Annotated in this window: 17 protein-coding genes and 1 pseudogene; 17 read left to right on the forward strand and 1 reads right to left on the reverse strand. The window is 72.4% G+C overall.

The window, feature by feature from the left end; all coding sequences use genetic code 11:
• The first annotated feature begins 43 nt into the window (after positions 1 to 43).
• The 13 genes and pseudogenes from FHS34_RS02240 (at position 44) to FHS34_RS02300 (ending at position 19,883) form a co-directional block, all read left to right on the forward strand.
• Positions 44 to 820 carry a TIGR03936 family radical SAM-associated protein gene (locus FHS34_RS02240; RefSeq protein WP_184959848.1) on the forward strand — a complete coding sequence of 259 codons (777 nt, stop codon included), beginning with the start codon at positions 44 to 46 and terminating at the stop codon, positions 818 to 820.
• Between the two features lie 262 nt (positions 821 to 1,082).
• Positions 1,083 to 5,552 (forward strand): Rne/Rng family ribonuclease, encoded by a 4,470-nt coding sequence (locus FHS34_RS02245; RefSeq protein ID WP_184959849.1) that lies wholly within the window; start codon positions 1,083 to 1,085, stop codon positions 5,550 to 5,552.
• Between the two features lie 310 nt (positions 5,553 to 5,862).
• The gene (gene rplU, locus FHS34_RS02250) at positions 5,863 to 6,183 is read left to right on the forward strand and encodes a 50S ribosomal protein L21 (protein ID WP_030749991.1); all 321 of its coding nucleotides are present in this window, start codon (positions 5,863 to 5,865) and stop codon (positions 6,181 to 6,183) included.
• A 14-nt stretch (positions 6,184 to 6,197) separates the two neighbouring features.
• On the forward strand, positions 6,198 to 6,452 hold the full coding sequence (rpmA, locus tag FHS34_RS02255; protein WP_061922958.1) for a 50S ribosomal protein L27: 255 nt from the start codon (positions 6,198 to 6,200) through the stop codon (positions 6,450 to 6,452).
• Positions 6,453 to 6,598: 146 nt separating this feature from the next.
• Complete coding sequence (gene obgE / locus FHS34_RS02260; protein WP_184959851.1) at positions 6,599 to 8,047, forward strand: GTPase ObgE; 1,449 nt, start codon at positions 6,599 to 6,601, stop codon at positions 8,045 to 8,047.
• A 422-nt stretch (positions 8,048 to 8,469) separates the two neighbouring features.
• A pseudogene (locus FHS34_RS02265) lies at positions 8,470 to 10,016 on the forward strand (alkaline phosphatase D family protein).
• A gap of 842 nt (positions 10,017 to 10,858) precedes the next feature.
• Positions 10,859 to 12,355, forward strand: coding sequence for a bifunctional cytidylyltransferase/SDR family oxidoreductase (locus FHS34_RS02270; protein ID WP_184959853.1), 1,497 nt, complete (start codon positions 10,859 to 10,861; stop codon positions 12,353 to 12,355).
• A gap of 199 nt (positions 12,356 to 12,554) precedes the next feature.
• A complete protein-coding gene (locus tag FHS34_RS02275; RefSeq protein WP_184961296.1) occupies positions 12,555 to 14,669 on the forward strand; it encodes a hypothetical protein in 2,115 nt (704 codons plus the stop codon).
• A gap of 193 nt (positions 14,670 to 14,862) precedes the next feature.
• A complete protein-coding gene (gene proB / locus FHS34_RS02280; protein WP_184961298.1) occupies positions 14,863 to 15,969 on the forward strand; it encodes a glutamate 5-kinase in 1,107 nt (368 codons plus the stop codon).
• A gap of 187 nt (positions 15,970 to 16,156) precedes the next feature.
• Complete coding sequence (locus FHS34_RS02285; RefSeq protein WP_184959855.1) at positions 16,157 to 16,579, forward strand: DUF8830 family protein; 423 nt, start codon at positions 16,157 to 16,159, stop codon at positions 16,577 to 16,579.
• Positions 16,580 to 16,739: 160 nt separating this feature from the next.
• Positions 16,740 to 18,026 carry a glutamate-5-semialdehyde dehydrogenase gene (locus FHS34_RS02290; RefSeq protein WP_184959857.1) on the forward strand — a complete coding sequence of 429 codons (1,287 nt, stop codon included), beginning with the start codon at positions 16,740 to 16,742 and terminating at the stop codon, positions 18,024 to 18,026.
• 131 nt (positions 18,027 to 18,157) lie between these two features.
• The gene (locus tag FHS34_RS02295) at positions 18,158 to 18,724 is read left to right on the forward strand and encodes an SCO2584 family spore wall biosynthesis protein (RefSeq protein WP_443732461.1); all 567 of its coding nucleotides are present in this window, start codon (positions 18,158 to 18,160) and stop codon (positions 18,722 to 18,724) included.
• A gap of 88 nt (positions 18,725 to 18,812) precedes the next feature.
• Positions 18,813 to 19,883 (forward strand): SCO2583 family membrane protein, encoded by a 1,071-nt coding sequence (locus tag FHS34_RS02300; RefSeq protein WP_184959912.1) that lies wholly within the window; start codon positions 18,813 to 18,815, stop codon positions 19,881 to 19,883.
• Positions 19,884 to 19,905: 22 nt separating this feature from the next.
• On the opposite strand, the gene FHS34_RS02305 is transcribed toward FHS34_RS02300, so the two are convergent.
• Positions 19,906 to 20,991 carry a M48 family metallopeptidase gene (locus FHS34_RS02305; RefSeq protein WP_184959914.1) on the reverse strand — a complete coding sequence of 362 codons (1,086 nt, stop codon included), beginning with the start codon at positions 20,989 to 20,991 and terminating at the stop codon, positions 19,906 to 19,908.
• Positions 20,992 to 21,094: 103 nt separating this feature from the next.
• Between FHS34_RS02305 and FHS34_RS02310 the strand changes: the two genes are divergently transcribed.
• The 4 genes from FHS34_RS02310 (at position 21,095) to FHS34_RS02325 (ending at position 24,160) form a co-directional block, all read left to right on the forward strand.
• On the forward strand, positions 21,095 to 21,259 hold the full coding sequence (locus FHS34_RS02310; protein ID WP_184959916.1) for a hypothetical protein: 165 nt from the start codon (positions 21,095 to 21,097) through the stop codon (positions 21,257 to 21,259).
• Positions 21,260 to 21,427: 168 nt separating this feature from the next.
• Complete coding sequence (locus FHS34_RS02315; protein WP_184959918.1) at positions 21,428 to 21,592, forward strand: hypothetical protein; 165 nt, start codon at positions 21,428 to 21,430, stop codon at positions 21,590 to 21,592.
• A 56-nt stretch (positions 21,593 to 21,648) separates the two neighbouring features.
• Entirely contained in the window at positions 21,649 to 22,335 is a 687-nt protein-coding gene (nadD, locus tag FHS34_RS02320) for a nicotinate-nucleotide adenylyltransferase (protein WP_184959920.1), read from the forward strand.
• A gap of 16 nt (positions 22,336 to 22,351) precedes the next feature.
• Positions 22,352 to 24,160: a LytR C-terminal domain-containing protein gene (locus FHS34_RS02325; RefSeq protein ID WP_184959922.1), complete on the forward strand. Its 1,809-nt coding sequence runs from the start codon at positions 22,352 to 22,354 to the stop codon at positions 24,158 to 24,160.
• Positions 24,161 to 24,258: the final 98 nt, after the last annotated feature.

The following is a 24,258-nucleotide window of genomic DNA, read 5'->3' on the forward strand; positions in this document are numbered from 1 at the left end:
ACTGGGCAAGCGACAGCCCGAAGGCCCGCCGCCCGCACCCGCGGTGCAGCGCATCCGACTGCGCTACACCAAGCGCGGCCGCCTGAGGTTCACCAGCCACCGAGACTTCCAGCGCGCCTTCGAGCGTGCGCTGCGCCGCGCCGAGGTGCCCATGGCGTACTCGGCGGGGTTCACGCCGCACCCCAAGGTGTCGTACGCCAATGCCGCACCCACCGGCACGGGCAGTGAGGCGGAGTACCTGGAGATCGCGCTCACCGCACCGCGGGACCCGGAGACCCTGCGCGTCCTCCTCGACGAGTCGCTGCCCACCGGGCTCGACGTCGTCGACGCGGTCGAGGCACGGACTTCGGGCCTCGCCGACCGGCTGACGGCCTCCGTCTGGGAGCTGCGGCTGGACGGCGTGGAGCCGGCCGACGCCGAGCGCGCGGTCGAATCCTTCGACCGGGCCGACAGCGTCGAGGTACAGCGGATGACCAAGAACGGTGTCCGCACCTTCGACGCCCGCCCCGCCGTGGTGAGCCTGGAAACGCACGGTTCACCGGCTGATAGGCCGACCGACCAGCCCTGTGCGATACTGCGGCTGGTTGTTCGGCACGTGACGCCTGCCGTACGACCCGACGACGTCCTGTCCGGTCTCCGCGCCGTGGCCGACCTGGCGCCGCCGGTCCCCGCAGCGGTGACCAGGCTGGCGCAGGGGCTGCTCGATGAAGAGACCGGCACGGTGACCGACCCGCTCGCGCCCGACCGCGAGGCAGCCGAGGCCCTGACGGCCCAACCGGCCGCCGCCGCGACGGCGCCGACGCCGGAAGGTCCCGCGTAAGGACGGGCGTCGTAGCGCAGCCCTCGTACTCGGGAGCCACCTGGGTCGGGCAGCGCACCGACCAGAAGACTTTCGCCAGGCCGTACCGACAAGGCGTACGGAACCGGCGAGACAGGACACAGAGTGCTCCCGTGTGGCGCCCGCGCCCCGGACGGCGGCCATCGCGCATCGCGCGGGCCGCGGACGTCAACGGCGGACGGTCCCCTGAGACCGTCGCCGGACCAGGCGCGGCGCCCGGGAGCCTGACGGGAGAAACGCCCGCATGCTCGAGCCGACCGAATCCCATGAGGGTTCCGAACTGAACACCCCCAGCGACACCCTGCCGCCGCGCAGGCGTCGCCGTGCCGCCTCCCGACCGGCGGGCCCGCCGGTCGCGGGCGCCGAGGCGCCCGAGGAGGTCACCGTCCCGGCCATACCGGTCGCGGAGGCCGGTGAGCTCACCGAGGAGCTGGAGGCCGAAGAGGCCGCCGGTGCCGAGGAGGCCGGGGTGACCACCGAGGCCGAAGAGGCCGTGGAGGAGCCCGCCCCCGCGCGTCCGCGCCGCCGGGCCACCCGCCGCGCGTCCGCGCCCACCGGTTCCCCGACGTCCGCCGAGGCCGTCGAGACCGTCGTACCGGCCGCGTCCGCCGCCGAGCAGGCCCCCGCCGTCGTCGCCGAGGCCGGCGCGGTCGTCGTCGGCGAGGAGGCCGCGCCGCGCCGCACCCGTCGGCGGGCCACGCGCAGCGTCACCGCGCCGACCGCCGCCGCGGAGACCGTGACCGCCGAGAGCGCCGCCGACGCCAAGGCCGCCGAGAGCACCGCCGACGGCGGGGCGCCCGCCGGGGCTCCCGCGACGGAAGCGGCCGCCGAGGCCGCGCCCGCCGCACGTCCGCGCCGTCGCGCGACCCGCCGTGCGTCCGCTCCCGCCGGTGCGCCCGGGTCCGCCGAGGCCCCCGAGACCGTGATCCCGGCCACCGCCCCGTCGGCCACGACGGCTGCTGTCCCGGAGACCGAGGCTGCCATCGAGGTTCCCGCCGCCGAGGCCGCGCCCGCGCGTTCGCGTCGGCGTGCCACCCGTCGTGCGTCCGCGCCTGCGGGTGCCCCGCAGGGTGGGGAGGAGGCTCCGGCCGCCGTCGTGGCCGCCGAGCCGGAGGCCGCCCCGGAGACCGAGGCCGCCGTCGAGGTTCCCGCCGCCGAGGCCGCGCCCGCGCGTTCGCGTCGGCGTGCCACCCGTCGTGCGTCCGCGCCCGCGGGTGCCCCGCAGGGTGTGGAGGAGGCTCCGGCCGCCGTCGTGGCCGCCGAGCCGGAGGCCGCCCCGGAGACCGAGGCCGCCGTCGAGGTTCCCGCCGCGCAGGAGGAGCCCGCCGCCGAGGAAGCCGCCCCGCGTCGCACCCGCCGTCGCGCCACCCGCCGGGTGTCCGCGCCCGCCGGCGAGCCCGAGAGCGCGGAGACCGCCGAGGTGAGCGGCGACAAGGCGCCGGCCGCCGAGGCCGCGCAGCCGGAGGCCCCCGCTACCCCGCCCACCACCGAGCCGGCCGCCGCCGAGGCCGCGCCCGCCGAGGCCGCCGCGCCGCGCCGGGCCCGCCGCCGGGCCGTCCGGGCCGCTTCCGGGTACTCCGAGCCCCCGCGGTCCGCCGAGGCCACCGAGGCCGAGGCCGAGGCCTCGCGCCGCCCCGCCCGCCCCTCCGTCGCCGTCTTCCAGGCGCCGGTGTTCGCCGAGCCCCGGTTCCAGACCCCGGAGCGCGCCGCTGCCGAGGCCGCTGCCGTGGCCGCCGAGCCGGAGGAGTCCGAGGAGTACGCGGAGGAGCGCACGGAGACCGGCTCCCGCCGGCGCCGGCGCCGCCGCAGTGCCGCCGCCGAGGAGACCCGGCCGGTCGAGGCCGCCGCCGAGGAGGAGGAGCCGGAGGAGGCCGAGGAGGCCCCGGAGTCCGCCGAGGACCTCGCCGAGGGCGAGGAGGGCGACGAGACCGAGGGCGCCGAGGGCTTCGAGGAGTCCGGTTCGCGCCGCCGTCGCCGCCGTGGCGGACGCCGCCGCCGGCGCGGTGACGCCGCCGACGGCGAGGGCGCGGAGGCCGACGAACTGGCCGCCGAGCAGGCCGCGCAGGACGCCGAGGACACCGCCGAGCAGGAGGAGGAGGACGCCGAGGACGCCGAGGACGACGCCGGTTCCTCCAGCTCCAGCCGCCGTCGCCGGCGCCGCCGTCGCCGCGCCGGTGACACGGCCGCCGACAGCGAGCCGTCCTCCGACGACCCCGAGCGCACGGTCGTCAAGGTCCGCGAGCCGCGCAAGCCCAGCGAGCCGTCCGACGAGGTGCAGTCCATCAAGGGCTCGACCCGCCTGGAGGCCAAGAAGCAGCGCCGCCGGGAAGGCCGCGAGCAGGGCCGCCGCCGCGTCCCGATCATCACCGAGGCCGAGTTCCTGGCCCGCCGCGAGGCCGTCGAGCGCGTGATGGTGGTCCGCCAGCACGGCGACCGCACCCAGATCGGCGTCCTGGAGGACAACGTCCTCGTCGAGCACTACGTCAACAAGGAGCAGTCGACCTCCTACGTCGGCAACGTCTACCTGGGCAAGGTCCAGAACGTCCTGCCGTCGATGGAGGCCGCCTTCATCGACATCGGCAAGGGCCGCAACGCCGTCCTGTACGCCGGTGAGGTCAACTTCGAGGCGCTGGGCATGGCCAACGGGCCGCGCCGCATCGAATCCGCCCTGAAGTCCGGCCAGTCCGTCCTCGTCCAGGTGACGAAGGACCCCATCGGGCACAAGGGCGCCCGTCTGACCAGCCAGGTCTCCCTCCCGGGCCGCTACCTCGTGTACGTCCCCGAGGGCTCCATGACCGGCATCAGCCGCAAGCTGCCCGACACCGAGCGGGCCCGGCTGAAGACCATCCTCAAGAAGATCGTCCCCGAGGACGCGGGCGTCATCGTGCGCACCGCCGCCGAGGGCGCGAGCGAGGAGGAGCTGCGCCGGGACGTCGAGCGGCTGCAGGGGCAGTGGGAGGACATCCAGAAGAAGGCCAAGAGCGGCGGCAGCTCAAGTGCGCCTTCGCTGCTCTACGGCGAGCCGGACATGACCGTCCGGGTCGTGCGCGACATCTTCAACGAGGACTTCTCCAAGGTCGTCGTCAGCGGTGACGACGCCTGGTCGACCATCCACGGGTACGTCTCGCACGTCGCCCCGGACCTGGCCGGCCGGCTGTCGAGGTGGACGTCCGAGGTCGACGTCTTCGCCACCTACCGGATCGACGAGCAGCTCGCCAAGGCGCTGGACCGCAAGGTCTGGCTGCCCAGCGGCGGTTCGCTGGTCATCGACCGGACCGAGGCGATGGTCGTCGTCGACGTCAACACCGGCAAGTTCACCGGCCAGGGCGGCAACCTGGAGGAGACGGTCACCAGGAACAACCTGGAGGCGGCCGAGGAGATCGTGCGCCAGCTGCGGCTGCGCGACCTCGGCGGCATCATCGTGATCGACTTCATCGACATGGTCCTGGAGTCCAACCGCGACCTGGTGCTGCGGCGCCTGCTGGAGTGCCTGGGCCGGGACCGGACCAAGCACCAGGTGGCCGAGGTGACCTCGCTGGGCCTGGTCCAGATGACCCGTAAGCGGGTCGGCCAGGGCCTGCTGGAGTCCTTCTCGGAGACCTGCGTCCACTGCAACGGCCGCGGTGTCATCGTCCACGTGGACCAGGCGACCGTGAACGGTGGCGGCGGCAAGCGCAAGAAGCGCGGCGGCCGGGGCGGTGAGGCACAGGAGCACGTGCACGAGACCGCCGCCGTGGCCGTGGAGACCGGCGAGGCCGTCGAGCCCGAGGTGGAGACCGCCGCCGAGGTGGCCGCCGAGGCCGCCGAGCCGGTCGCGCTGCCCGCGCCCGACTTCGCGCCGGACGAGGAGCTGTACAGCAGCGTCGCCGAGGCGGAGGCGGCGGCCGGCCGTGGCCGTACGCGGCGCCGGGCGAGCCGCCGCGCGTCGGCTCCGGCGGGTGCGCCGAAGGCGGAGAAGGCCCCCAGGGCCGAGAAGCCCGAGCGGGCCCCGAAGGCCGAGAAGGCTCCGAAGGCCGAGGTCTCCCCGGAGGAGGCCCCGACCGCCCAGGACGTCACCGCCGAGGAGGCGGCGGCGCGCCCGGTGCGGCCGGAGCCGGCCACCGAGGCGCTGGCCGAGCCCGCGGCCGTCGAGGACCAGGTGGTTCCGGCGCCGCAGGCCGAGGAGCCGGCCGCCGAGGAGGCCGCGCCCAAGGGCCGCACGCGCCGCCGGGCGACCCGGAAGGTGTCGGCCCCGGCCGGTAGCCCCGCGGGCGCCGAGGCGACCGTGGTGACGGTGTCCGAGGCTCCCGTGGTGGAGGCCCCGGCCCCCGTCGAGCCCGCCGCGGAGGAGGCGCCCGCCGAGGCGCCGGCCGCCGAGAGCGCCGCTCCGGCCCGTCCGCGCCGCCGCGCGGTGCGCAAGGCCACCGCGCCGACCGCGTCCGAGGAGGCGGCCGTCGTGGTCGTCCCGTCGGCCGAGGCGGCACCGGAGGCCCCGGCGGGCGAGGTGACGGCCGAGGAGGTGGCCGAGGTGACGGCTCCGGCCAAGAAGGCGGCCCGTAAGACGGCTGCCAAGAAGGCCACGGCGAAGAAGGCCACCGCCAAGAAGACGACGGCCAAGAAGACGGCCGCCAAGAAGACGACGGCCAAGAAGGCGACGAAGACCGCCAAGACGGCCGCCGCGAAGTCTGCCGCGAAGAAGACCACCACGGTCTCCACCGGCGGCGACGAGGGCTGACGCCCGCGGTGTGCGGCCGGTCCGGTCATCCGCGACCGGACCGGCCGCGCACCTGTGGGGCCCGTCCCCGGCGATGGGCCGCGCAACCCGTGGGGCCCGTCCCGAGTGACGGGCCGCACATCCGCGGGGCCCGGTTTGACCCCCTCGGTCGTGGCCCCGTAACCTTGACCGTCGGCGTGTCCACTGAACACGCCACATCCCCGTAAACCTCTTCCTCCCGGACGCAAGGCGGGCCGGGAGAGGTCGTCCGTGTGTTTCTGGACGGCTGGCCTGCGGGGGTGCCGTTTCTTCGAGCGAAAGAGAGATCCGCGTGTACGCCATCGTGCGCAGCGGTGGTCGCCAGCACAAGGTTGCTGTCGGCGACATCGTTGAGGTTGACAAGATTTCCACTGCCAAGGTCGGCGACACGGTCGAGCTCTCGACCCTGCTCGTTGTCGACGGCGACGCTGTGACCAGCGACCCGTGGGTGCTGGCCGGCATCAAGGTCCAGGCCGAGGTCGTGGACCACCACAAGGGCCAGAAGATCGACATTCTGCGCTACAAGAACAAGACCGGCTACCGCCGTCGGCAGGGCCACCGCCAGCAGTACACGGCGATCAAGGTCACGTCGATCCCCGCGGCTGCGAAGTAAGGGACTGAGGAGACATGGCACACAAGAAGGGCGCATCGTCCACCCGGAACGGTCGCGACTCCAATGCCCAGCGGCTCGGCGTGAAGCGCTTCGGCGGTCAGGTCGTCAACGCGGGTGAGATCCTGGTCCGTCAGCGCGGCACCCACTTCCACCCCGGCGCCGGTGTCGGCCGTGGCGGCGACGACACGCTGTTCGCCCTCCAGGCCGGTGCGGTGGAGTTCGGCAGCCACCGTGGCCGCAAGGTCGTGAACATCGTTCCGGTCGCCTGAATCGACTGATTCGGCGCCGAACGCTTTCGCGAGGCGGACCTCACTTCCCGGTCGGGAAGGCGGGTCCGCCTTTCGCGTGTTAAGCAGTAGACATTTCCGTAATCCCCCAGCTTCCCGCCGGGGGGACCCCCAGGAGGCACCAAACCATGACCACCTTCGTGGACCGCGTCGAGCTGCACGTCGCCGCGGGTAACGGAGGCCACGGCTGTGCCTCCGTCCACCGTGAGAAGTTCAAGCCGCTCGGCGGCCCCGACGGGGGCAACGGCGGCCGGGGCGGTGACATCATCCTGACCGTCGACCAGTCGGTCACGACGCTGCTGGACTACCACCACTCCCCGCACCGCAAGGCCACCAACGGCAAGCCCGGCGAGGGCGGCAACCGCTCCGGCAAGGACGGCGAGGACCTGGTCCTGCCGGTGCCGGACGGCACGGTAGTGCTGGACAAGGCGGGCAACGTGCTCGCCGACCTGGTCGGCCACGGCACCTCGTTCGTCGCCGCGCAGGGCGGCCGGGGCGGCCTCGGCAACGCGGCGCTGTCGAGCGCCCGCCGCAAGGCGCCCGGCTTCGCGCTGCTGGGTGTGCCCGGGGATCTGCAGGACATCGTCCTGGAGCTGAAGACGGTCGCCGACGTGGCGCTCGTCGGCTACCCGAGCGCCGGCAAGTCCTCGCTGATCTCCGTGCTCAGCGCGGCCAAGCCGAAGATCGCCGACTACCCGTTCACCACGCTGGTCCCGAACCTGGGCGTGGTGACCGCTGGTTCCACCGTCTACACCATCGCCGACGTGCCCGGTCTCATCCCCGGCGCCAGCCAGGGCCGCGGTCTCGGCCTGGAGTTCCTGCGGCACGTGGAGCGGTGCAGCGTGCTGGTGCACGTGCTGGACACGGCCACCCTGGAGTCCGACCGCGACCCGGTCTCCGACCTCGACATCATCGAGGAGGAACTGCGGCAGTACGGCGGTCTAGACAACCGTCCCCGGATCGTCGTCCTGAACAAGGTGGACGTGCCGGACGGCAAGGACCTCGCCGAGATGGTCCGCCCCGACCTGGAGGCCCGCGGCTACCGGGTCTTCGAGGTGTCGGCCGTCGCCCACATCGGGCTGCGCGAGCTGTCCTTCGCGCTCGGCGACCTGGTCGCCAGGGCGCGTGCCGCGAAGCCGAAGGAGGAGGCGACCCGGATCGTCATCCGGCCCAAGGCCGTGGACGACGCCGGCTTCACCGTCACCCGTGAGGAGGTCGGCGGAGAGCCGCTGTTCCGGGTGCGTGGCGAGAAGCCCGAGCGCTGGGTCCGCCAGACCGACTTCAACAACGACGAGGCCGTCGGCTACCTCGCCGACCGGCTCAACCGCCTCGGTGTGGAGGAGTCGCTGATGAAGGCGGGTGCCCGCTCGGGCGACGGCGTCGCCATCGGCCCCGAGGAGAACGCGGTCGTCTTCGACTGGGAGCCGACGGTCATGGCAGGCGCCGAGATGCTGGGCCGCCGCGGTGAGGACCACCGCCTCGACGTGGCCCGGCCCGCGACCCAGCGCCGCAAGGACAAGCAGGCGGAGCGGGACGAGGCGACGCGGGAGTACGACGACTTCGACCCGTTCGAGTAGCGAGGACGCGCTGCCCGCCCGCCGGGCAGCCGGACGAGTGACACCCCGGCCGCACGGCCGTGGCTGTGGTGGCAGCGCCGCCCCGCCCCGGTGAGCCGGACCGCGCGACACGCAGAGGGCCTCGGCCCCCTGCGTGTCGCGCTTTTTCGTCTCCTCTCCCCGTCCCCCGCGTGCGGTGGGGAGGACGGGTGCCGGGTGCCGGGTGCCGCGGTGAGACGGGTGCCGCGGCGGGGCGGTTGCCGATTTACCGTCAGACTGCTTGTGCTGCCTAGGGGTTGGTGCACCGGCACCGGGATTCTGCTGTCTGTGCATTTGTCATGCCCTTGATAGGTCTGGTTCAGCGGGCGGACCGTCCGGCCGTGGGAGCTTCCGGAGGTCCGATCGGCCTGCCCAAGTGGCCCCGTGGCAAAGGGAGTCAGCGCATGCCCGCACCAACGCCCGACCGCCGCCGCATTCTGTCCGCCGGCGCCGCCGTCCTCGGCGCCGCCGCCTCCGCCCAGTTGTGGCTGCCCGGCGCCGCCCGCGCCGCCGGCCCACCGCTCCCCGACGGCGTGTTCAGCCTCGGAGTCGCCTCCGGTGACCCGCTCCCCGACGGTGTCGTGCTGTGGACCAGACTCGCGCCCGACCCGCTGAACGGCGGCGGCATGCCCGCCGCGGTCTTCCCGGTGGGCTGGGAGATCGCCGAGGACGAGCGGTTCCGCAAGGCCGTCCGCCGGGGCACCGCCCAGGCCCGCCCCGAACTCGGCCACAGCGTCCACGTCGACGTCCGCGGTCTGCGCCCGGACCGCCGGTACTGGTACCGCTTCCGGGCCGGCGGCCGGCTCTCGCCCGTCGGCCGTACCCGCACCGCACCCCATCCGCACCAGCGGGGCGGCTCGCTGCGCGTGTCCCTCGCCTCCTGCCAGAACTGGCAGCAGGGCTACTTCACGCCGTACGCCGACATGCTCGCCCAGGACCCCGACGTCGTGCTCTTCGTCGGCGACTACATATACGAGTCCGCGCCCTCGGCGACGGCCGTGCGACGGCACGAGGGCAAGGGAGAGCCGTACACCCTCGCGCAGTACCGCAACCGGTACGCCCAGTACCGCTCCGACCCGGACCTCGCCGCGATGCACGCGCACGCCCCCTGGGTGGTCACCTTCGACGACCACGAGGTGGACAACGACTGGGCCGGCGAGATCCCGCAGGACCCGGACAAGCAGTCGCACGACGCGTTCGCGGCCCGGCTGACCGCGGCCTTCCAGGCGTACTACGAGCACATGCCGGTGCGCGCCTCCGCGATCCCGGACGGCCCGCACATCCAGATGTACCGCCGCCTGGAGTTCGCCGGCTGGCCCGCCTCAACGTCCTCGACACCCGGCAGTTCCGCAGCGACCAGGCCACCACGCAGGAGGGTGCCGAGGCGCCCACGCGGACCATGCTCGGCGCCGGGCAGAAGCGGTGGCTGCTCAAGGGGCTGCACGACTCCCCGGCCCGCTGGAACCTGATCGCCTCGCAGATCATGATGGCCGAGACCGACCTGCTGCCCGGCGACGGCAAGCTCTGGTACTACGACGCCTGGGACGGCTACCAGGCCGAACGCAACGCCCTGCTGCGCGAGTTCACCCACGTCCGCAACCCGGTCGTGCTCAGCGGCGACCGCCACCTGACGATGGTCAGCGACCTCAGGACGGACTACGCCGACCCCGCCTCCGAGGTCGTCGGTGCCGAGTTCGTCGGCACCTCGGTGTCCAGCAACGGCGACCAGGACCAGGACGCCTTCCACAAGCAGTGGGACCCGCTCAGGGCGGACAACCCGCACTGGAAGCTCATCGACGCCCACCGCGGCTACCACCTGTTCGACATCCGCCACGACGGCATCGACGCGCGGGTGCGGGCCGTCGACACGGTGCTGAAGCCACGGGCGACGGCGAGCACCCTGGCCCGGCTGCGGGTGGAGTCGGACGAGCCGGGCGTCCGGCTGGTGTGACGCGGAGCGGCCTTCGCATGGGCGACGACTCCTGGACGGAGCGTACGCCGCGCGGGCCGCCGCAGGCGGGACCCGGCCCAGCCTCCGGCACCGGACACCGGGCACCGGCACGACCGGCCGGCCGGGGCGCCGGGCCCGGGTCACCCGGCCGGAATGGGGCCACCGGCGGGCGTGAGGGACGACCATGACCGCGGCGGCCCGCCGCTTATTTCCGAGGCGCTGCCCGGACTGCCCGCGAATCTTATTCAGCCGATTCCGGACATCGTCAATAGATCACTCGGCCCGGTCGAACTCGAAATGATTTGAAACCTGTATGTGGAATTCCGTGACAAGGGTCTCCCCACGATCTGTTTTCTCGCCCGGCCCGTAACGCTGCCGTGTCTCATATGAAGAACGCGTGCACCCTCACGGCCCGCGATGTGAAGATCCGTACACTCCGCCGATCGGTCGAGGAATCGGCCCCGATCGGTGCCGCGGTGGCGCGGTCGGACACCGTGCCCGGGCAGTCGGCCGAGCGTTGGGGTGCCGCCGAGAGCACTGGAAAACGCAGGTCAGAGCCTGTGTTGAGCGCTCACGACGATGGCGGTGGCCGCCCGGTCACATGCTCCGGAGTGCCGCCGCCTTCGCGCGGATGTGGCGCCGCTGATCGACTCTTTCGGTTATCTGTGGACTTGCTCACAGCAAATTCACAGGAGTTCACACGGCTTGTCTCCAATCACCGGGGGTGCAAGGTGAATGGCAGGTTGCGTCCGTATATGCAGCGAAGGTCACTCGCCTTGCACGGCGGTAACCGGAAGTGGCACGCTCTCCCGGTTCCCAGTCGCCACAAGGTAGGTCAGCCTGTGTCACAGCACATAGCCAAGCCCCGAACAACCGCGGTGATCCTGGCCGGTGGAACCGGTCAGCGTGTGGGTCTTTCGATCCCCAAGCAGCTGCTGAAGATCGCCGGTAAGGCAGTCATCGAGCACACCCTGGCCATCGTCGAGAACGCCGAGTCCGTCGACGATGTCATCGTGCTGATGGCCCAGGGCTACGTGCCGGACGTCGAGAGGCTCGTCGCAAAGGCCGGCTTCACCAAGGTGAAGAAAGTCATCGAGGGTGGCTCGACGCGGAACGAGACCACCGAGCGCGCCATCGCCGCGCTCCGTGAGGGCCTTGCCGTGGAAGAGGACCTCAACGTCCTCTTCCACGACGCCGTACGCCCGCTGCTCTCGCAGCGCGTCATCGAGGACTGCGTGACCGCGCTGGACCGTTATCAGGCGGTGGACGTCGCCATCCCGTCCGCCGACACCATCATCGTCACGCGTACGCACGGCGAGGACGGCGAGTTCATCACCGAGATCCCGGACCGCTCCCGGCTGCGCCGCGGCCAGACCCCGCAGGCCTTCAAGCTGTCCACGATCCGCCGCGCCTACGAGGTCGCCGCCGCCGACCCCAGCTTCCAGGCCACGGACGACTGCTCGGTGGTCCTCAAGTACCTGCCGGACGTGCCGGTCCACGTCGTCCTGGGCGACGAGTACAACATGAAGGTGACCCAGCCCGTCGACGTCTTCATCGCCGACAAGCTGTTCCAGCTCGCCTCCACCGCCGCCCCCGACCAGTACGGCGATGACACCTACCGCGACCTGCTCACCGACCGGACCGTCGTCGTCTTCGGCGGCTCCTACGGCATCGGCAAGGACATCGCCGAACTCGCCGGGTCCTACGGTGCGAACGTCTACGCGCTGGGCCGCTCCACCACCGGCACCCACGTGGAGAACCCGGAGGAGGTCGACGAAGCGCTGTCCACGGCGTACGCGGAGACCGGCCGGATCGACTACGTCGTCAACACCGCGGGCGTGCTGCGCATCGGCAAGCTCGCCGAGACCGACAACGCCACCATCGAGGAGGCGCTGAACGTCAACTACCTGGCCCCCGTGCAGATCGCGCGCTCGGCCTACAAGTACCTGGCCGAGTCCCAGGGCCAGTTGCTGCTCTACACCTCCAGCAGCTACACCCGCGGCCGCGCCGAGTACTCCCTGTACTCCTCGACCAAGGCCGCCATGGTGAACCTCACCCAGGCGCTGTCCGACGAGTGGGCCGCCGACGGCATCCGCGTCAACTGCATCAACCCCGAGCGCACCGCCACCCCCATGCGCACCAAGGCCTTCGGTGAGGAGCCCGCGAGCACCCTGCTCTCCTCCGAGGCCGTGGCCGGCACCTCCCTGGACGTGCTGCTGTCGGAGCTGACCGGGCATGTCATCGACGTACGGCAGCAGGACCCGACCGCGGGCGCCGCCGAGGCGTCCGGCTTCGAGCAGGCGCTCGCCTCGGTGCTGGACCGGCAGGGCGACCTCTGACCACCGCCGTGACCGGGTGTGCGGGCCAGGCCTCCGTGACGTTCACGCATGTGAGCGTCCGCGGAGGCCTGATCCATACATCGCGCGAACCCGCCCACCTTCCGCAACCCCGGAATGTCCGGCACAACCGACCCACGCTTGCACTCCCCCTCCCAGAGCAGGTTTCTCCGTGATAACCATCGCCCTTCGCGTCGCCCGGGTGGGCAGCGCGGCCGAGCTGGCCGCGGCGGCCCTCCTGATACTGGGCCTGCCGGCGCTCATGCTGGCCGCGCTCGTCCCGAGCGTCCCCGCCTTCGCGGCGCTGGCCGCCGTGACGTACCTGGCGGACCACTACCTGCACCGCAGAGGCAGCTACCTGATCAGCCGGCTCAGCAAGGTCCGGGCGGGTCTGTCGATCCGCTTCCTGATCCGGCAGCTGCTCCTGGTCCTGCTGCTGGCCCGGCTGTCCCTCTCGGGCGACCTGATCTTCTACGGCGCGATCGCCTGCTTCATCGCCTTCTTCGGCCTCCAGGCCCCTCACGGCGCGCTGGTCACCCTCATCCGCAACCGCCGCCGGATGCCGGTCGCCACCCGCAACATCGACCTCGGCTCCCGCATCCGCATCCCGGACGCCCCGCCGCGCGTGCTGCTGCACCGCTCCGCCGAGAAGATCCTCCACCTCGACCTGTTCGCGCTCGCCGGCATCCTGCTCTCCGCCGAGCTGGGCTCCGCCGTCGCCGGCTTCACCGGCATCGGTCTCACCTTCGGCCTCGGCTGCCTGTACGTCCTCGTCCTCATGCCGTACGTGCGCGGCCGGAGGATCCCGCCGAGGCCCGACGCCGTCCTCGCCGCCGTGGACGACTGGCTGGCCGGCCACCGGCCCGAGACGGTCCTGTACTTCTCCGGCTCCAAGGACTCCGCGTACCAGGTCAACATGTGGCTGGAGACGATGGAGCGGCTGGACACCCGGCCGCTCGTCCTTCTGCGTGAGCGCGCCATCCTGCGCAGCCTCGCGCCCACCACGGTCCCCGTCGTCTGCGTGCCCGGTGGGGTGCATCTGATGAACCTGGACCTGTCCACCGTCCGCGTGGCCCTCTACGCGGCCAACGTCGGCAAGAACATCCACCTGCTGCGCGTGCCCACCATGAAGCACGTCTTCATCGGCCACGGCGACAGCGACAAGCTCGCCAGCGTCAACCCGTACAGCAAGGTGTACGACGAGGTGTGGACAGCCGGCCGCGCCGGCCGCGACCGCTACGCCGTCGCCGACGTCGGTGTCCGCGACGAGGACATCGTGGAGGTCGGCCGCCCCCAGCTCGCACCCGTCCGCAGCCGGCCGGACGCGCCGGCAGGCCCCCGTGGCAGCGCCTCCGGTGACCGCTGCCCGACCGTGCTGTACGCGCCCACCTGGGAGGGCTGGGACGGCAACCCCGGCAACACCTCGATCGTTCTCGCCGGCGAGAACATCGTGCGGAGGCTGATCGCGGCCGACCCGCCGGTCCGCGTCCTGTACAAGCCGCACCCCTTCACCGGCAACGTCAGCAAGGAGGCGGGCGCCGCCCACAGGCGGATCACCGCCCTGGTCGAGAAGGCCGCCGCCGAGCGCGCGGACGACCCCCGCTTCACCGCCGACGGCGACGCCATGGACGAGGCCAGGGCCGAGCTGGCCCGTATCGAGGCCCGGCTCGCCGAGCTGGCCGGTCCCCACCGCGCCAAGGGCGACGAGGCCGAGGCCACCCGCGACGGCATCACCGACGTGCACCGGCACGAGGAGACCGCCCGGCTGCGCGCCGAGTGGAACGACGCCTACTGGCGCTCCTTCCCGCCGCACGAGCACCGGGTCGTCACCGGCGCCCAGCCGCGCCTGTACGACTGCTTCAACGTCTCCGACGCGATGGTCTCCGACATCTCCTCCGTGGTCTCCGACTTCATCGCGAGCGGCAAGCCGTACGCGGTCACCGACTCCGCCGGGGTGGGCGCCGAGGAGTTCGAGCGGCAGAACACGGCCGTACGCGCCGCAGTGATCCTGTCCAACGACGCGGCCGGACTGGGTGGCCTGCTGGACGCCGTGCGCGACCCGTCCGCCGACCCGCTCGCGGACGCGCGCACGGAGCTGAAGCGGTACCTGCTCGGCCCCGACGAGCCGAAGTCGATCGACCGGTTCAACGCCGCGGTCGCCGACCTGGCCCTCAGGGCCGACGCCCGCAACCTCGGCCGGCAGCCCCGGCCGGGCGCGGCGAACGCCGACCCCGCCGAGACGGCCGAGCTGGCCGACGCGGTACCGAGCCAGCGCACGGTGACGGCCGAAGAGACCGACGGCGTGATCGCGGGCTGAGCCTCCCGCCGTGGTCACCGGGCCCCCGAGGAGCGTTCCCCGGGGGCCTTCGTCCGCCCGCCCGGTGCGGTGGACGGCGCTGTCCGGGGGGTGGACCGATGTGCGGCGGGAGGTCCGCTTCCCGTAGATTTCCGACCGGCGCAGCGGACCGAGGCGAGGGACGGCAGACAAGGTGGCAAGGGCAAGACAGGCCGTGGGCGAGGCCCGCAGGATCGTCGTCAAGGTCGGCTCCTCCTCCCTGACCACCGCCGCGGGAGGCCTGGACGCCGACCGTGTCGACGCGCTCGTCGACGTCCTGGCCAAGAGCCGCAGCGGGGGAGAGCGGGAGATCGTCCTCGTCTCCTCCGGCGCCATCGCCGCCGGCCTCGCCCCGCTGGGCCTGCGCCGCCGCCCGAAGGACCTCGCCCGCCAGCAGGCCGCCGCCAGCGTCGGCCAGGGCCTGCTCGTCGCCCGCTACACCGCCTCCTTCGCCCGCTACGGCGTCCGCGTCGGCCAAGTCCTGCTCACCAGCGACGACATGAGCCGCCGCGCCCACCACCGCAACGCCTCCCGCACCCTCGACAAGCTGCTCGCGATGGGTGCCTTCCCGATCGTCAACGAGAACGACACCGTCGCCACCGACGAGATCCGCTTCGGCGACAACGACCGCCTCGCCGCCCTCGTCGCCCACCTCGTCCACGCCGACCTGCTGGTCCTCCTCTCCGACGTCGACGGCGTCTACGACGGCGACCCCAGCAAGCCCGGCACCTCCCGGATAGCGGAGGTGAAGGGCCCGGAGGACCTCGCCGGCGTCGAGATCGGCAGCGCGGGCAAGGCCGGCGTCGGCACCGGCGGCATGGTCACCAAGGTGGAGGCCGCCCGCATCGCCGCCGCCGCCGGCATCCCCGTGGTGCTGACCAGCGCCGTCCACGCGGCCGAGGCCCTGGCCGGCGGCGACACCGGCACCTACTTCCACCCCGCCGGCAAGCGCTCCGCCGACCGGCTCCTCTGGCTCCAGCACGCCTCCACCCCGCAGGGCGCGCTGATCCTGGACGACGGCGCGGTGGACGCGGTCGTGAAGCGGCGCACGTCGCTGCTGCCGGCCGGAATCGCCGCCGTGGAAGGCGAGTTCAGCGCCGGTGACCCCGTCGAACTGCGCGACGCGCGGGGCCGCGCGGTGGCCCGGGGACTCGTCAACTTCGACGCCAAGGAGATCCCCCGGCTGATCGGGCGTTCGACCCGAGAGCTGGCGCGAGATCTGGGCCCGGCGTACGAACGCGAGGTCGTACACAGGGACGACCTGGTGCTCCTGCACGTGTAACTCTCGCAAAACCGCTCGTAAAACAGGACGTAAGGAATGCCCCCGGGTGGGGACGTTCCGCAAAACCACCACGCGGAGCCCTGCGGCCTGCTCAACTTTGTCTCGGGGACATGTTGAAAGGACATGTTCCGTCAAGGGGCCGAGCGAGCCATGCGGGCCTGGCCGGCCAAGCGTGAAGGAGGCCGTCGTGAGACGAGTGCGCCCGGGGGCGGCGTCCCGCGGTGCTCTGACGAGCGTCGCGGCCGGGGACACCTACGAGGAGCCGAAGGACCTGCCCAGGCTGTGGCACGTCACCCTGAGCGTCTCCGGGCAGAAGGTCCCCCTGCCCGAACTGCGACGGGCTCTGGAACAACTCGCCCACGACCATCCCTTCCTGCTGACCAGCAGATACGCGACCGACCACGCCGAGATCCGGTACTGGGAGGAGGCCCGCGACCTGCACGACGCCGCCGTGGCGCTGCGTCTGTGGGGTGAGCACCGGCAGAGCGCCGGGCTGCCGCCCTGGGAGATCGTCGGCCTGGAGGTCATCGACCGCGAGACCTACCACCACCGCATCGCCGAGGGGTACGGCCCCGCGCCGGCGACACCGGTCGGAGTGCATCCGTTCTGAGCCGGCCGGGCCGGGGGAGGGGGCGCGGGGGCCGAGCCCCGGAAGCGGTCGCAAGCGGGAAGCCGGTCGGCGCCCCGGCCGGGTGGTTCATCCCTTTTGTGGTGTCTCGGGGTGTGGGACGACCGCTGAACCGGGACGCCCCGCGCACTACCCTTCCCTCATGACCACGCTCTCGCCGTACGACTCGATGTCCCCGGTCACCCAGGCCGCCTACCGGGCCAAGGCCGCCGCCGCCGACCTCGCGCCGCTCCCGCGCGCCGTGAAGGACGACGCGCTGCTCGCCATCGCCGACGCCCTGGAGGTCCGGACTGCCGAGATCGTCGAGGCCAACGCCAAGGACGTGGCCAAGGCCCGGGAGAACGGCACCAGCGAGGCCATCGTCGACCGGCTCACCCTCACCCCCGAGCGGGTCCGCGCCATCGCCTCCGATGTCCGCGACGTCGCGAAGCTGCCCGACCCGGTCGGGGAGGTCGTTCGCGGCTCCACCCTCCCCAACGGCATCGACCTGCGCCAGGTCCGCGTGCCGCTCGGCGTCGTCGGCATCATCTACGAGGCCCGCCCGAACGTCACCGTCGACGCCGCCGCGCTCTGCCTGAAGTCCGGCAACGCCGTCCTGCTGCGCGGCTCCGCCTCCGCCTACGAGTCCAACACCGCCCTGGTCCGGGTCATCCGGGACGCCGTCGGCGGCGCCGGGCTGCCCGCCGACGCCGTCCAGCTCGTGCCCGGCGAGAGCCGCGACTCCGTCCGCGAGCTGATGCGGGCCCGCGGCCTGGTCGACGTGCTCATCCCGCGCGGCGGCGCCTCCCTGATCCAGACCGTCGTCAGCGAGTCCACGGTCCCCGTGATCGAGACCGGGACCGGCAACTGCCACGTCTACGTCGACGCCCAGGCCGACATCGACACAGCCGTCGAGATCCTGATCAACTCCAAGGCCCACCGGGTCAGCGTCTGCAACGCCGCCGAGACCCTCCTCGTCCACCAGGACATCGCCCCCGAGTTCCTGCCCCGCGCCCTGGACGCCCTCGCCGAGGCCGGCATCACCGTCCACGCCGACGAGCGGGTCATGGCCTACGCCAAGGACTCCAAGGCGACCGTGGTCGAGGCGACCGCCGAGGACTGGGAGACCGAGTACCTCTCCCACGACATCGCCGCCGCCGTCGTCGACTCCCTCGACCGGGCCGTCGAGCACATCCGGCTGTGGACCTCCGGCCACACCGAGGCCATCGTCACCACCTCCCAGCAGGCGGCCCGCCGCTTCACCCAGCTGGTCGACTCCACCACCGTCGCTGTGAACGCCTCCACCCGCTTCACCGACGGCGGCCAGTTCGGCTTCGGCGCCGAGATCGGCATCTCCACCCAGAAGCTGCACGCGCGCGGTCCCATGGGCCTGCCGGAGCTGACCAGCACGAAGTACATCGTCACCGGCGACGGCCACGTACGCCGCTGATATTCACCCGTTCGGCCCAGCGCGCCCGGCCCCCGTGCCCGGCGCGGCCACACGGCCGAAAGGCGTCTCACAGGGCAGACGAATTTCCATACCGTCTGCCCAAATTGACCCCCCAGGTCTACTCTGGACCCGTGCCGGAGGACGTGGGGGGCACGCCGTTCCCTGACGGCTGGGAGCCCGACGACGACCACGACCACGGGGTGTCGGACGAAGAGTTCGCCTCCGTGGTGTTCGACGAGGCCTTCGTACAGGCCGCCACGCTCCATGAGCCGACCGCCGTCGAGCGACTCCTCGCCGCCGCCCAGGCCAGAGCCGAGGCATCCGAGGCGGAGGCCCGCCGCGCCCACGCCCGAGGCGAGCGCTACGACGACGGCTACGGCCCCGAGGGCGCCGCATTCGGTCAAGATCACGACGATGACGAGCTGGACGACACCTACGTCCTCGGCGACGGCCCCTACGGCTCCTACGGCAAGCAGGTCCGCTGGCACCGCCCCGTGGCCTGGATCCTCGCCGTCGTGATGGGCATCGGTATGGTCGCCCTGGCCTTCGCCGCCGTCTACCGGGGAAGCTCCTCGGGCACCCGCGACCGGGTCCCCGCCCCCGCCTCGACCGGCCTCGGACAGGGCGGCGCGACCGCTCCCGCCGCCTCCGCGGAGCACTCCCAGCCGGCCGTCTCGGCCATCCCGCGCTCCCCCTGAGCGCCCCGCCCGCACCTGGTGAGAACCTGTCAGAACTTGTCGTGTGACGGGGCGTTTACCCGGGGCCCACGAGACCTACCCTGAAAGTATGGGCGGGCCTGGAGACCCACCGGAGGGGACACCCGAGGGCGGCCCCGGAGGTGCTGAGGACGAATACCGATCCGTCGTCTTCGACGAGTCGTTCGTCCGCGCTGCCCGCCTCCAGGAGTTCTCCGCCGAGGAGCGGATGGCCGACCACGCGCCCGCCGTACGCCGCCGCCCGCCCCTGCACCGGGGACTCACCCGGCAGGTCCTGATCCTCGCCGTCCTGATCGCCATCGCCTTCGGCACCGCGATCTACATGGGCGTCCGCCACCCCTACAGCTCCCCGCAGGCCCGCCGGCCCGTGGAGCCCCTGCGGATGACGGTCATCCCGCTCGCCCCCCAGGGCAAGGTGCCCGGCGCCGCCGACGCCGAGAGGCTGTACGCGCACAGTCCCGCCGCCCCGTTCCCGGTCGGCGCCAAGGGCATACCCCTGCCGGTCTCGCGCAGCACCGCCCACTTCTCCGAGAGCCAGGTGGTGGCCGCCCTCACCATCGTCAAGAACTACATCGTCCGCTCCTCGCTCCACCCGGAGGTCATCACCGGCCACGAGGCGCGCGCCGCCCGGGCCATGGTCGACCCCGAGCAGCTCGCCCAGTTCGACCAGAGCTTCGACCACCCGGCGGCGGACGGCCGGCACGCGCCCACGGGCTGGGTCGTCCGCATCGACCCCGCCCGGGCCCGGCTGGCCGACGAGGAGATCCGCGTCTCCGGCAGCCTGCGGGCCGTCGAGGCCGACTCCGCGACGCTGGAGGTCACCGCCGACCACACCTTCGTCTACGCCCTGCTCCCCACCGGCGCCGCGTCCGACGCCCCCGCCTCCCTCTTCACGGTCCGTCGCGAGCTGACCTTCCGCTTCGACCGCGACGACCTGCGCACCAACCAGCTCCAGCTGGTCACGTCCTACGTCCAGGCGGGTCCTCTGGCCTGCGCGGAGGACGCCTCGTCCTATCTCCGCCCCCTCCTGGCCGGCCAGAGGGCCGGGTCCGGCGGCCCCGCGGGCACCAACCCCTACGACTCGGACGGCGCCACGCCCCTGTGCGGAACCCTCTCCACCCAGGCCCAGCCGAGGGCCTGACCGCCGACGCCGACGCCGACGTCTACTCCTCGTCGCCGCCCGGGGTGTCCCCCTGGGCCGGCGGCGGGCTCCGGAAGCCGTCGAAACCCCGCCGGACCCGGCCGCCCAGGTCGCCCGCGCCGCCCGCGAGGTCCGTGACCAGCTTCATCAGCGGGTCCTTGGAGCCCTTCACATCGCTCGCGTAGCTGGCCGCCGACTCGCGGAAGGAGTCGCTGACGGAGGTGTCCTTGTCCTCGTTGCGCCGCGGGTAGTGGCCGTCCATGATCCGCTGGAAGTCCCGGGACTCGGCCCACTTCTTCAGCTCGGCGGCCCGCACCGTGGTGAACGGGTGCGAACGGGGCAGCACGTTCAGGATCTTCAGCACGGAGTCGCGCAGATCGCCGCCGGAGTCGTACTCCTCGGCCTGCTCCAGGAACGCGTCCACGTTCATCTCGTGCAGGTGGTTACCGCCCGCGATCTTCATCAGGCCGCGCATCGAGGCCTGGACGTCCTGGCCCACCAGGAGGCCGGCACGGTCGGCGGACAGCTCCGACTTGCGGAACCACTCCCGCAGCGCCGTGACGATCGCCATGATCGCGAGGTTGCCCAGCGGGATCCACGCGACCCTCAGGGCGAGGCTCGTCAGGAACAGCAGGATCGTGCGGTACACGGAGTGCCCGGACAGCGCGTGCCCCACCTCGTGTCCGACGACCGCCCGCATCTCCTCCTCGTCGAGCAGCTCCACCAGCCCCGTGCTGACGACGATGATCGGCTCGTCCAGACCGATGCACATCGCGTTCGGCTGCGGGTCCTGCGTCACGTACATCGGCGGGACCTTCTCCAGGTCCAGGATGTAACAGGCGTCCAGCAGCATGTCGTGCAGGTGCGCGAACTGCCGCTCCGAGACCCGCACCGAGTCGGACAGGAACAGCAGCCTGAGGCTCCGCTCCGGCAGCAGCCCGCTCAGCGCCTTGAAGACGGTGTCGAACCCGCTCAGCTTGCGGAGCGCGACCAGGGCCGAGCGGTCCGCCGGGTGCTCGTAGGCCCGCGAGGATATTCCCGGGAAGCGCCTGCGCTGCCTGCTCGGCACGCGCTCGTGCCCCGTGTGCTGGTGGCCGTCGTCGGACATGTCTTCCCCCATGTGCGTATGAGTGCCCACTGCGCCCCCGAGGCGGGGCCCAGCCTAGGCGGAGATACCGTGGACGGGCAGTACACCCGAAGGAGTCCCCGCCATGGAGCACCACCCCGCAGCCGCCCGGCTGACCGAGGCCGCCGCAAGCGCCGTCCAGCAGCACGGGACGGGAAACCTGCTGCGCATCGTCCTGGTCGTGATGGTCCTCGGCTGTGTGCTGACCGCCTGGTTCCTGCTGCGCGGCTACAAGCGCAAGGACGACTGACGGCCGGCGAAAGTTCCCCGCTTCCCGGCGGCGAACGAAGCCGGCACTCCGGTGCCCGGCCGGCACCCTCCGTCCCCAACGGCGGAGTCGGCGTGATCGCCGCGGGGCCGCCCGCTTACGATGAGCCGACATCTTTATTCCGCCCACACGCGATAGGTCCTGCCGAAGATGAGCTTCCAGAGCACCGCAGCCCAGTTGGTCACCCTCGCCGCCGAGGGCGAGCCGCACGGCGGAAACCACGAGAGCCTGAACCCGGCCGTCACCGGCGGCGGCGCGCTGATCATCCTGCTCCTGCTGCTGTGGATCACCACCCGCTTCAACCGCGACCGCTGAGCGGGGACCCCGTCCCCGGCCGGACGTCCGAGACCGGGCCGGTAGGGTCTGCACGCATGGGAGAGCAGGACATGCCTACCGGTCCGGCGCACGAGACGGCCGACGACGCGGTGAAGCACCCGCAGCAGGGACCGGGCAACGGCCCCGCCCACACGGGCAAGCGGCGTCTCGGCGTCATGGGCGGGACCTTCGACCCGATCCACCACGGGCACCTGGTGGCGGCCAGCGAGGTCGCCGTGCAGTTCCACCTGGACGAGGTGGTGTTCGTCCCCACCGGCCAGCCGTGGCAGAAGTCCCACCGCAAGGTCTCCCCGGCCGAGGACCGCTATCTGATGACGGTCATCGCGACCGCCGAGAACCCGCAGTTCTCCGTCAGCCGCATCGACATCGACCGCGGCGGCCCCACGTACACCGTGGACACCCTGCGTGACCTGCGCGCCCTCAACCCCGACACCGACCTCTTCTTCATCACCGGTGCCGACGCCCTCGCCCAGCTGCTGACCTGGCGCGACTCGGCGGAGCTCTTCTCCCTCGCGCACTTCATCGGTGTCACCCGTCCCGGCCACCACCTGACCGATCCCGGACTGCCGGAGGGCGGCGTCTCCCTCGTGGAGGTGCCGGCGCTCGCCATCTCCTCCACGGACTGCCGGGCGAGAGTCGCCAAGGGAGACCCCATCTGGTACATGGTGCCGGACGGAGTCGTGCGCTATATCGACAAGCGCGAGCTGTACCGCGGCGAGTGAGCCGAGAGGGGCACCGGTGAACGACCGATACGACGCGGGGTACGGAGACGGCCCGTACGAACTCGTCGGCTACGACGAGTACGGCCAGCCCGTGTACCAGCAGGTCCCGGCACAACGGCCTGCCCAGGCACAGCAGGTCCCGGGCACCCAGCAGCCGGCCTACGACCCGTACGCCCAGCAGCAGGGCTACGGCTACGACCCGTACGCCACCGGCGGGCAGCAGCCGGGGTCCTCCTACGGCTCGGGCCAGCAGCCGCCCGCCTACGACCCCTACGGCTCCCGGGCCCCGTACGACCCGTACGCCACCGGCACCCAGGACGGCACGGGCTACGACCCCTACGGGCAGGCGGCGAGCAGCGGTCAGCAGCCGCGGGTCGCCGAGCAGACCGCCCACATCCCGCAGCAGGCCGGCCCCGCGAAGGACATGCGGCCCCCGCACGGGAACGGCCACACCCCGGACGCACCGGAGTACGGCAACGCGTCGGACGCACCGGAGTACGGCAACGCGTCGGACGCACCGGAGTACGGCGGCGCGTCCGGCGAACCGGACTACCACACCGAGCAGTTCGCCTTCGTCGAGGACCCGGACGGCGACTCCGAGGACGTCATCGACTGGCTGAAGTTCACCGAGAACCGCACCGAGCGCCGCGAGGAGGCACGCCGCCGTGCCCGCGGCCGGCTCATCGCCCTCGTCGTCGTCCTCGCCCTCGTCGCGGCCGGCGGTGTCGGCTACCTCTGGTTCGCCGGAAAGCTGCCCGGCCTGTCCTCCTCCGACGGTGGGAACGGCACGGCCACACCCGTCGCCGCCCAGAAACGCGACGTGCTCGTCGTCCACCTGCACAACACCGGCAAGGGCGGCACCTCCACGGCGCTGCTGGTCGACAACACCACCAGCAAGCAGGGAACCACGGTCCTGCTGCCCAACTCCCTGGCCCTGACCGGCGACGACGGCTCCACCACGACCCTCGCCAAGTCCGTCGACGGCGACGGCACCTCCGGCACCCGCGACCAGCTCGACACGGTCCTCGGCACCAGCATCCAGGGCACCTGGCGGCTCGACACCCCCTACCTGCAGAACCTCGTCGACCTCGTCGGCAACATCGAGCTGGACACCGACACCGACGTGCCCGACCCGGACACCAAGAAGAAGGGCACCGCGCCCCTCGTCCACAAGGGCCAGAGCCAGACCCTCAGCGGCAAGATGGCCGTCGCCTACGCCACCTACCGCGCCACCGGCGAGTCCCAGAACGCCCAGCTGCAGCGGTTCGGCCAGGTCATGCAGGGCGTGCTGCGCAAGATGTCCTCCGACCCGTCGTCCGCCACCATCACCGTGCAGACGCTCGCGCAGATCCTGGACCCGCCGCTCACCGACAAGGACCTCGGCGCCTTCCTCGCCAAGCTCGCCGACCTCGCCAAGAGCGGCGACTACAAGACCGCCCTGCTGCCCGTGCGGTCCGACGGCACGCTGAGCGCGCAGACCAGCGACAGCGTGGTGAAGGACATCCTCGGCGGCACCGCCAAGAGCCCGAGCGCCGGCTCCGCGGTCCGGGTCTCCGTCCAGAACGCCACCGGTGTGAAGGACGACACGGAGAAGGCCCGCGTCGTGCTCCTCAACGGCGGCTTCACCTTCCTGGAGGGCGGCGGCGCCTCCGGCACCGAGGCCACCTCGAAGGTGATCTACGCGGACGCCGCCGACAAGGCGAACGCCTCCGAGGTCGCCAAGACCCTCGGCCTGCCCGCCGGCTCCGTGACCAAGGGCAACGTCTCCTCCGGCGCCGACGTCTCGGTGATCCTCGGCGGCGACTACAAACCGTCCTCGTCCTGACCGCCGGCCGCCTCCCCCGGGGGAGCGCGGCCGGGGCCATCCCACGTGCTCGCGGTAAACGCGTGGGGTGCCCCGGGCGGTCCGTGAGACCCTTGAGG

The sequence above is a fragment of the Streptomyces echinatus genome (assembly GCF_014203595.1).
Classification (GTDB): Bacteria; Actinomycetota; Actinomycetes; order Streptomycetales; family Streptomycetaceae; genus Streptomyces; species Streptomyces echinatus.

Bases quoted from the DNA above. Each gene is read 5' to 3' on its own strand.
- FHS34_RS02305 (WP_184959914.1), bottom strand. From the start codon at position 20,991: ATGTCCGACGACGGCCACCAGCACACGGGGCACGAGCGCGTGCCGAGC.
- FHS34_RS02315 (WP_184959918.1), top strand. From the start codon at position 21,428: ATGAGCTTCCAGAGCACCGCAGCCCAGTTGGTCACCCTCGCCGCCGAG.
- obgE (WP_184959851.1), top strand. From the start codon at position 6,599: ATGACCACCTTCGTGGACCGCGTCGAGCTGCACGTCGCCGCGGGTAAC.
- FHS34_RS02290 (WP_184959857.1), top strand. From the start codon at position 16,740: ATGACCACGCTCTCGCCGTACGACTCGATGTCCCCGGTCACCCAGGCC.
- rpmA (WP_061922958.1), top strand. From the start codon at position 6,198: ATGGCACACAAGAAGGGCGCATCGTCCACCCGGAACGGTCGCGACTCC.
- FHS34_RS02310 (WP_184959916.1), top strand. From the start codon at position 21,095: ATGGAGCACCACCCCGCAGCCGCCCGGCTGACCGAGGCCGCCGCAAGC.
- FHS34_RS02245 (WP_184959849.1), top strand. From the start codon at position 1,083: ATGCTCGAGCCGACCGAATCCCATGAGGGTTCCGAACTGAACACCCCC.
- FHS34_RS02300 (WP_184959912.1), top strand. From the start codon at position 18,813: ATGGGCGGGCCTGGAGACCCACCGGAGGGGACACCCGAGGGCGGCCCC.
- nadD (WP_184959920.1), top strand. From the start codon at position 21,649: ATGGGAGAGCAGGACATGCCTACCGGTCCGGCGCACGAGACGGCCGAC.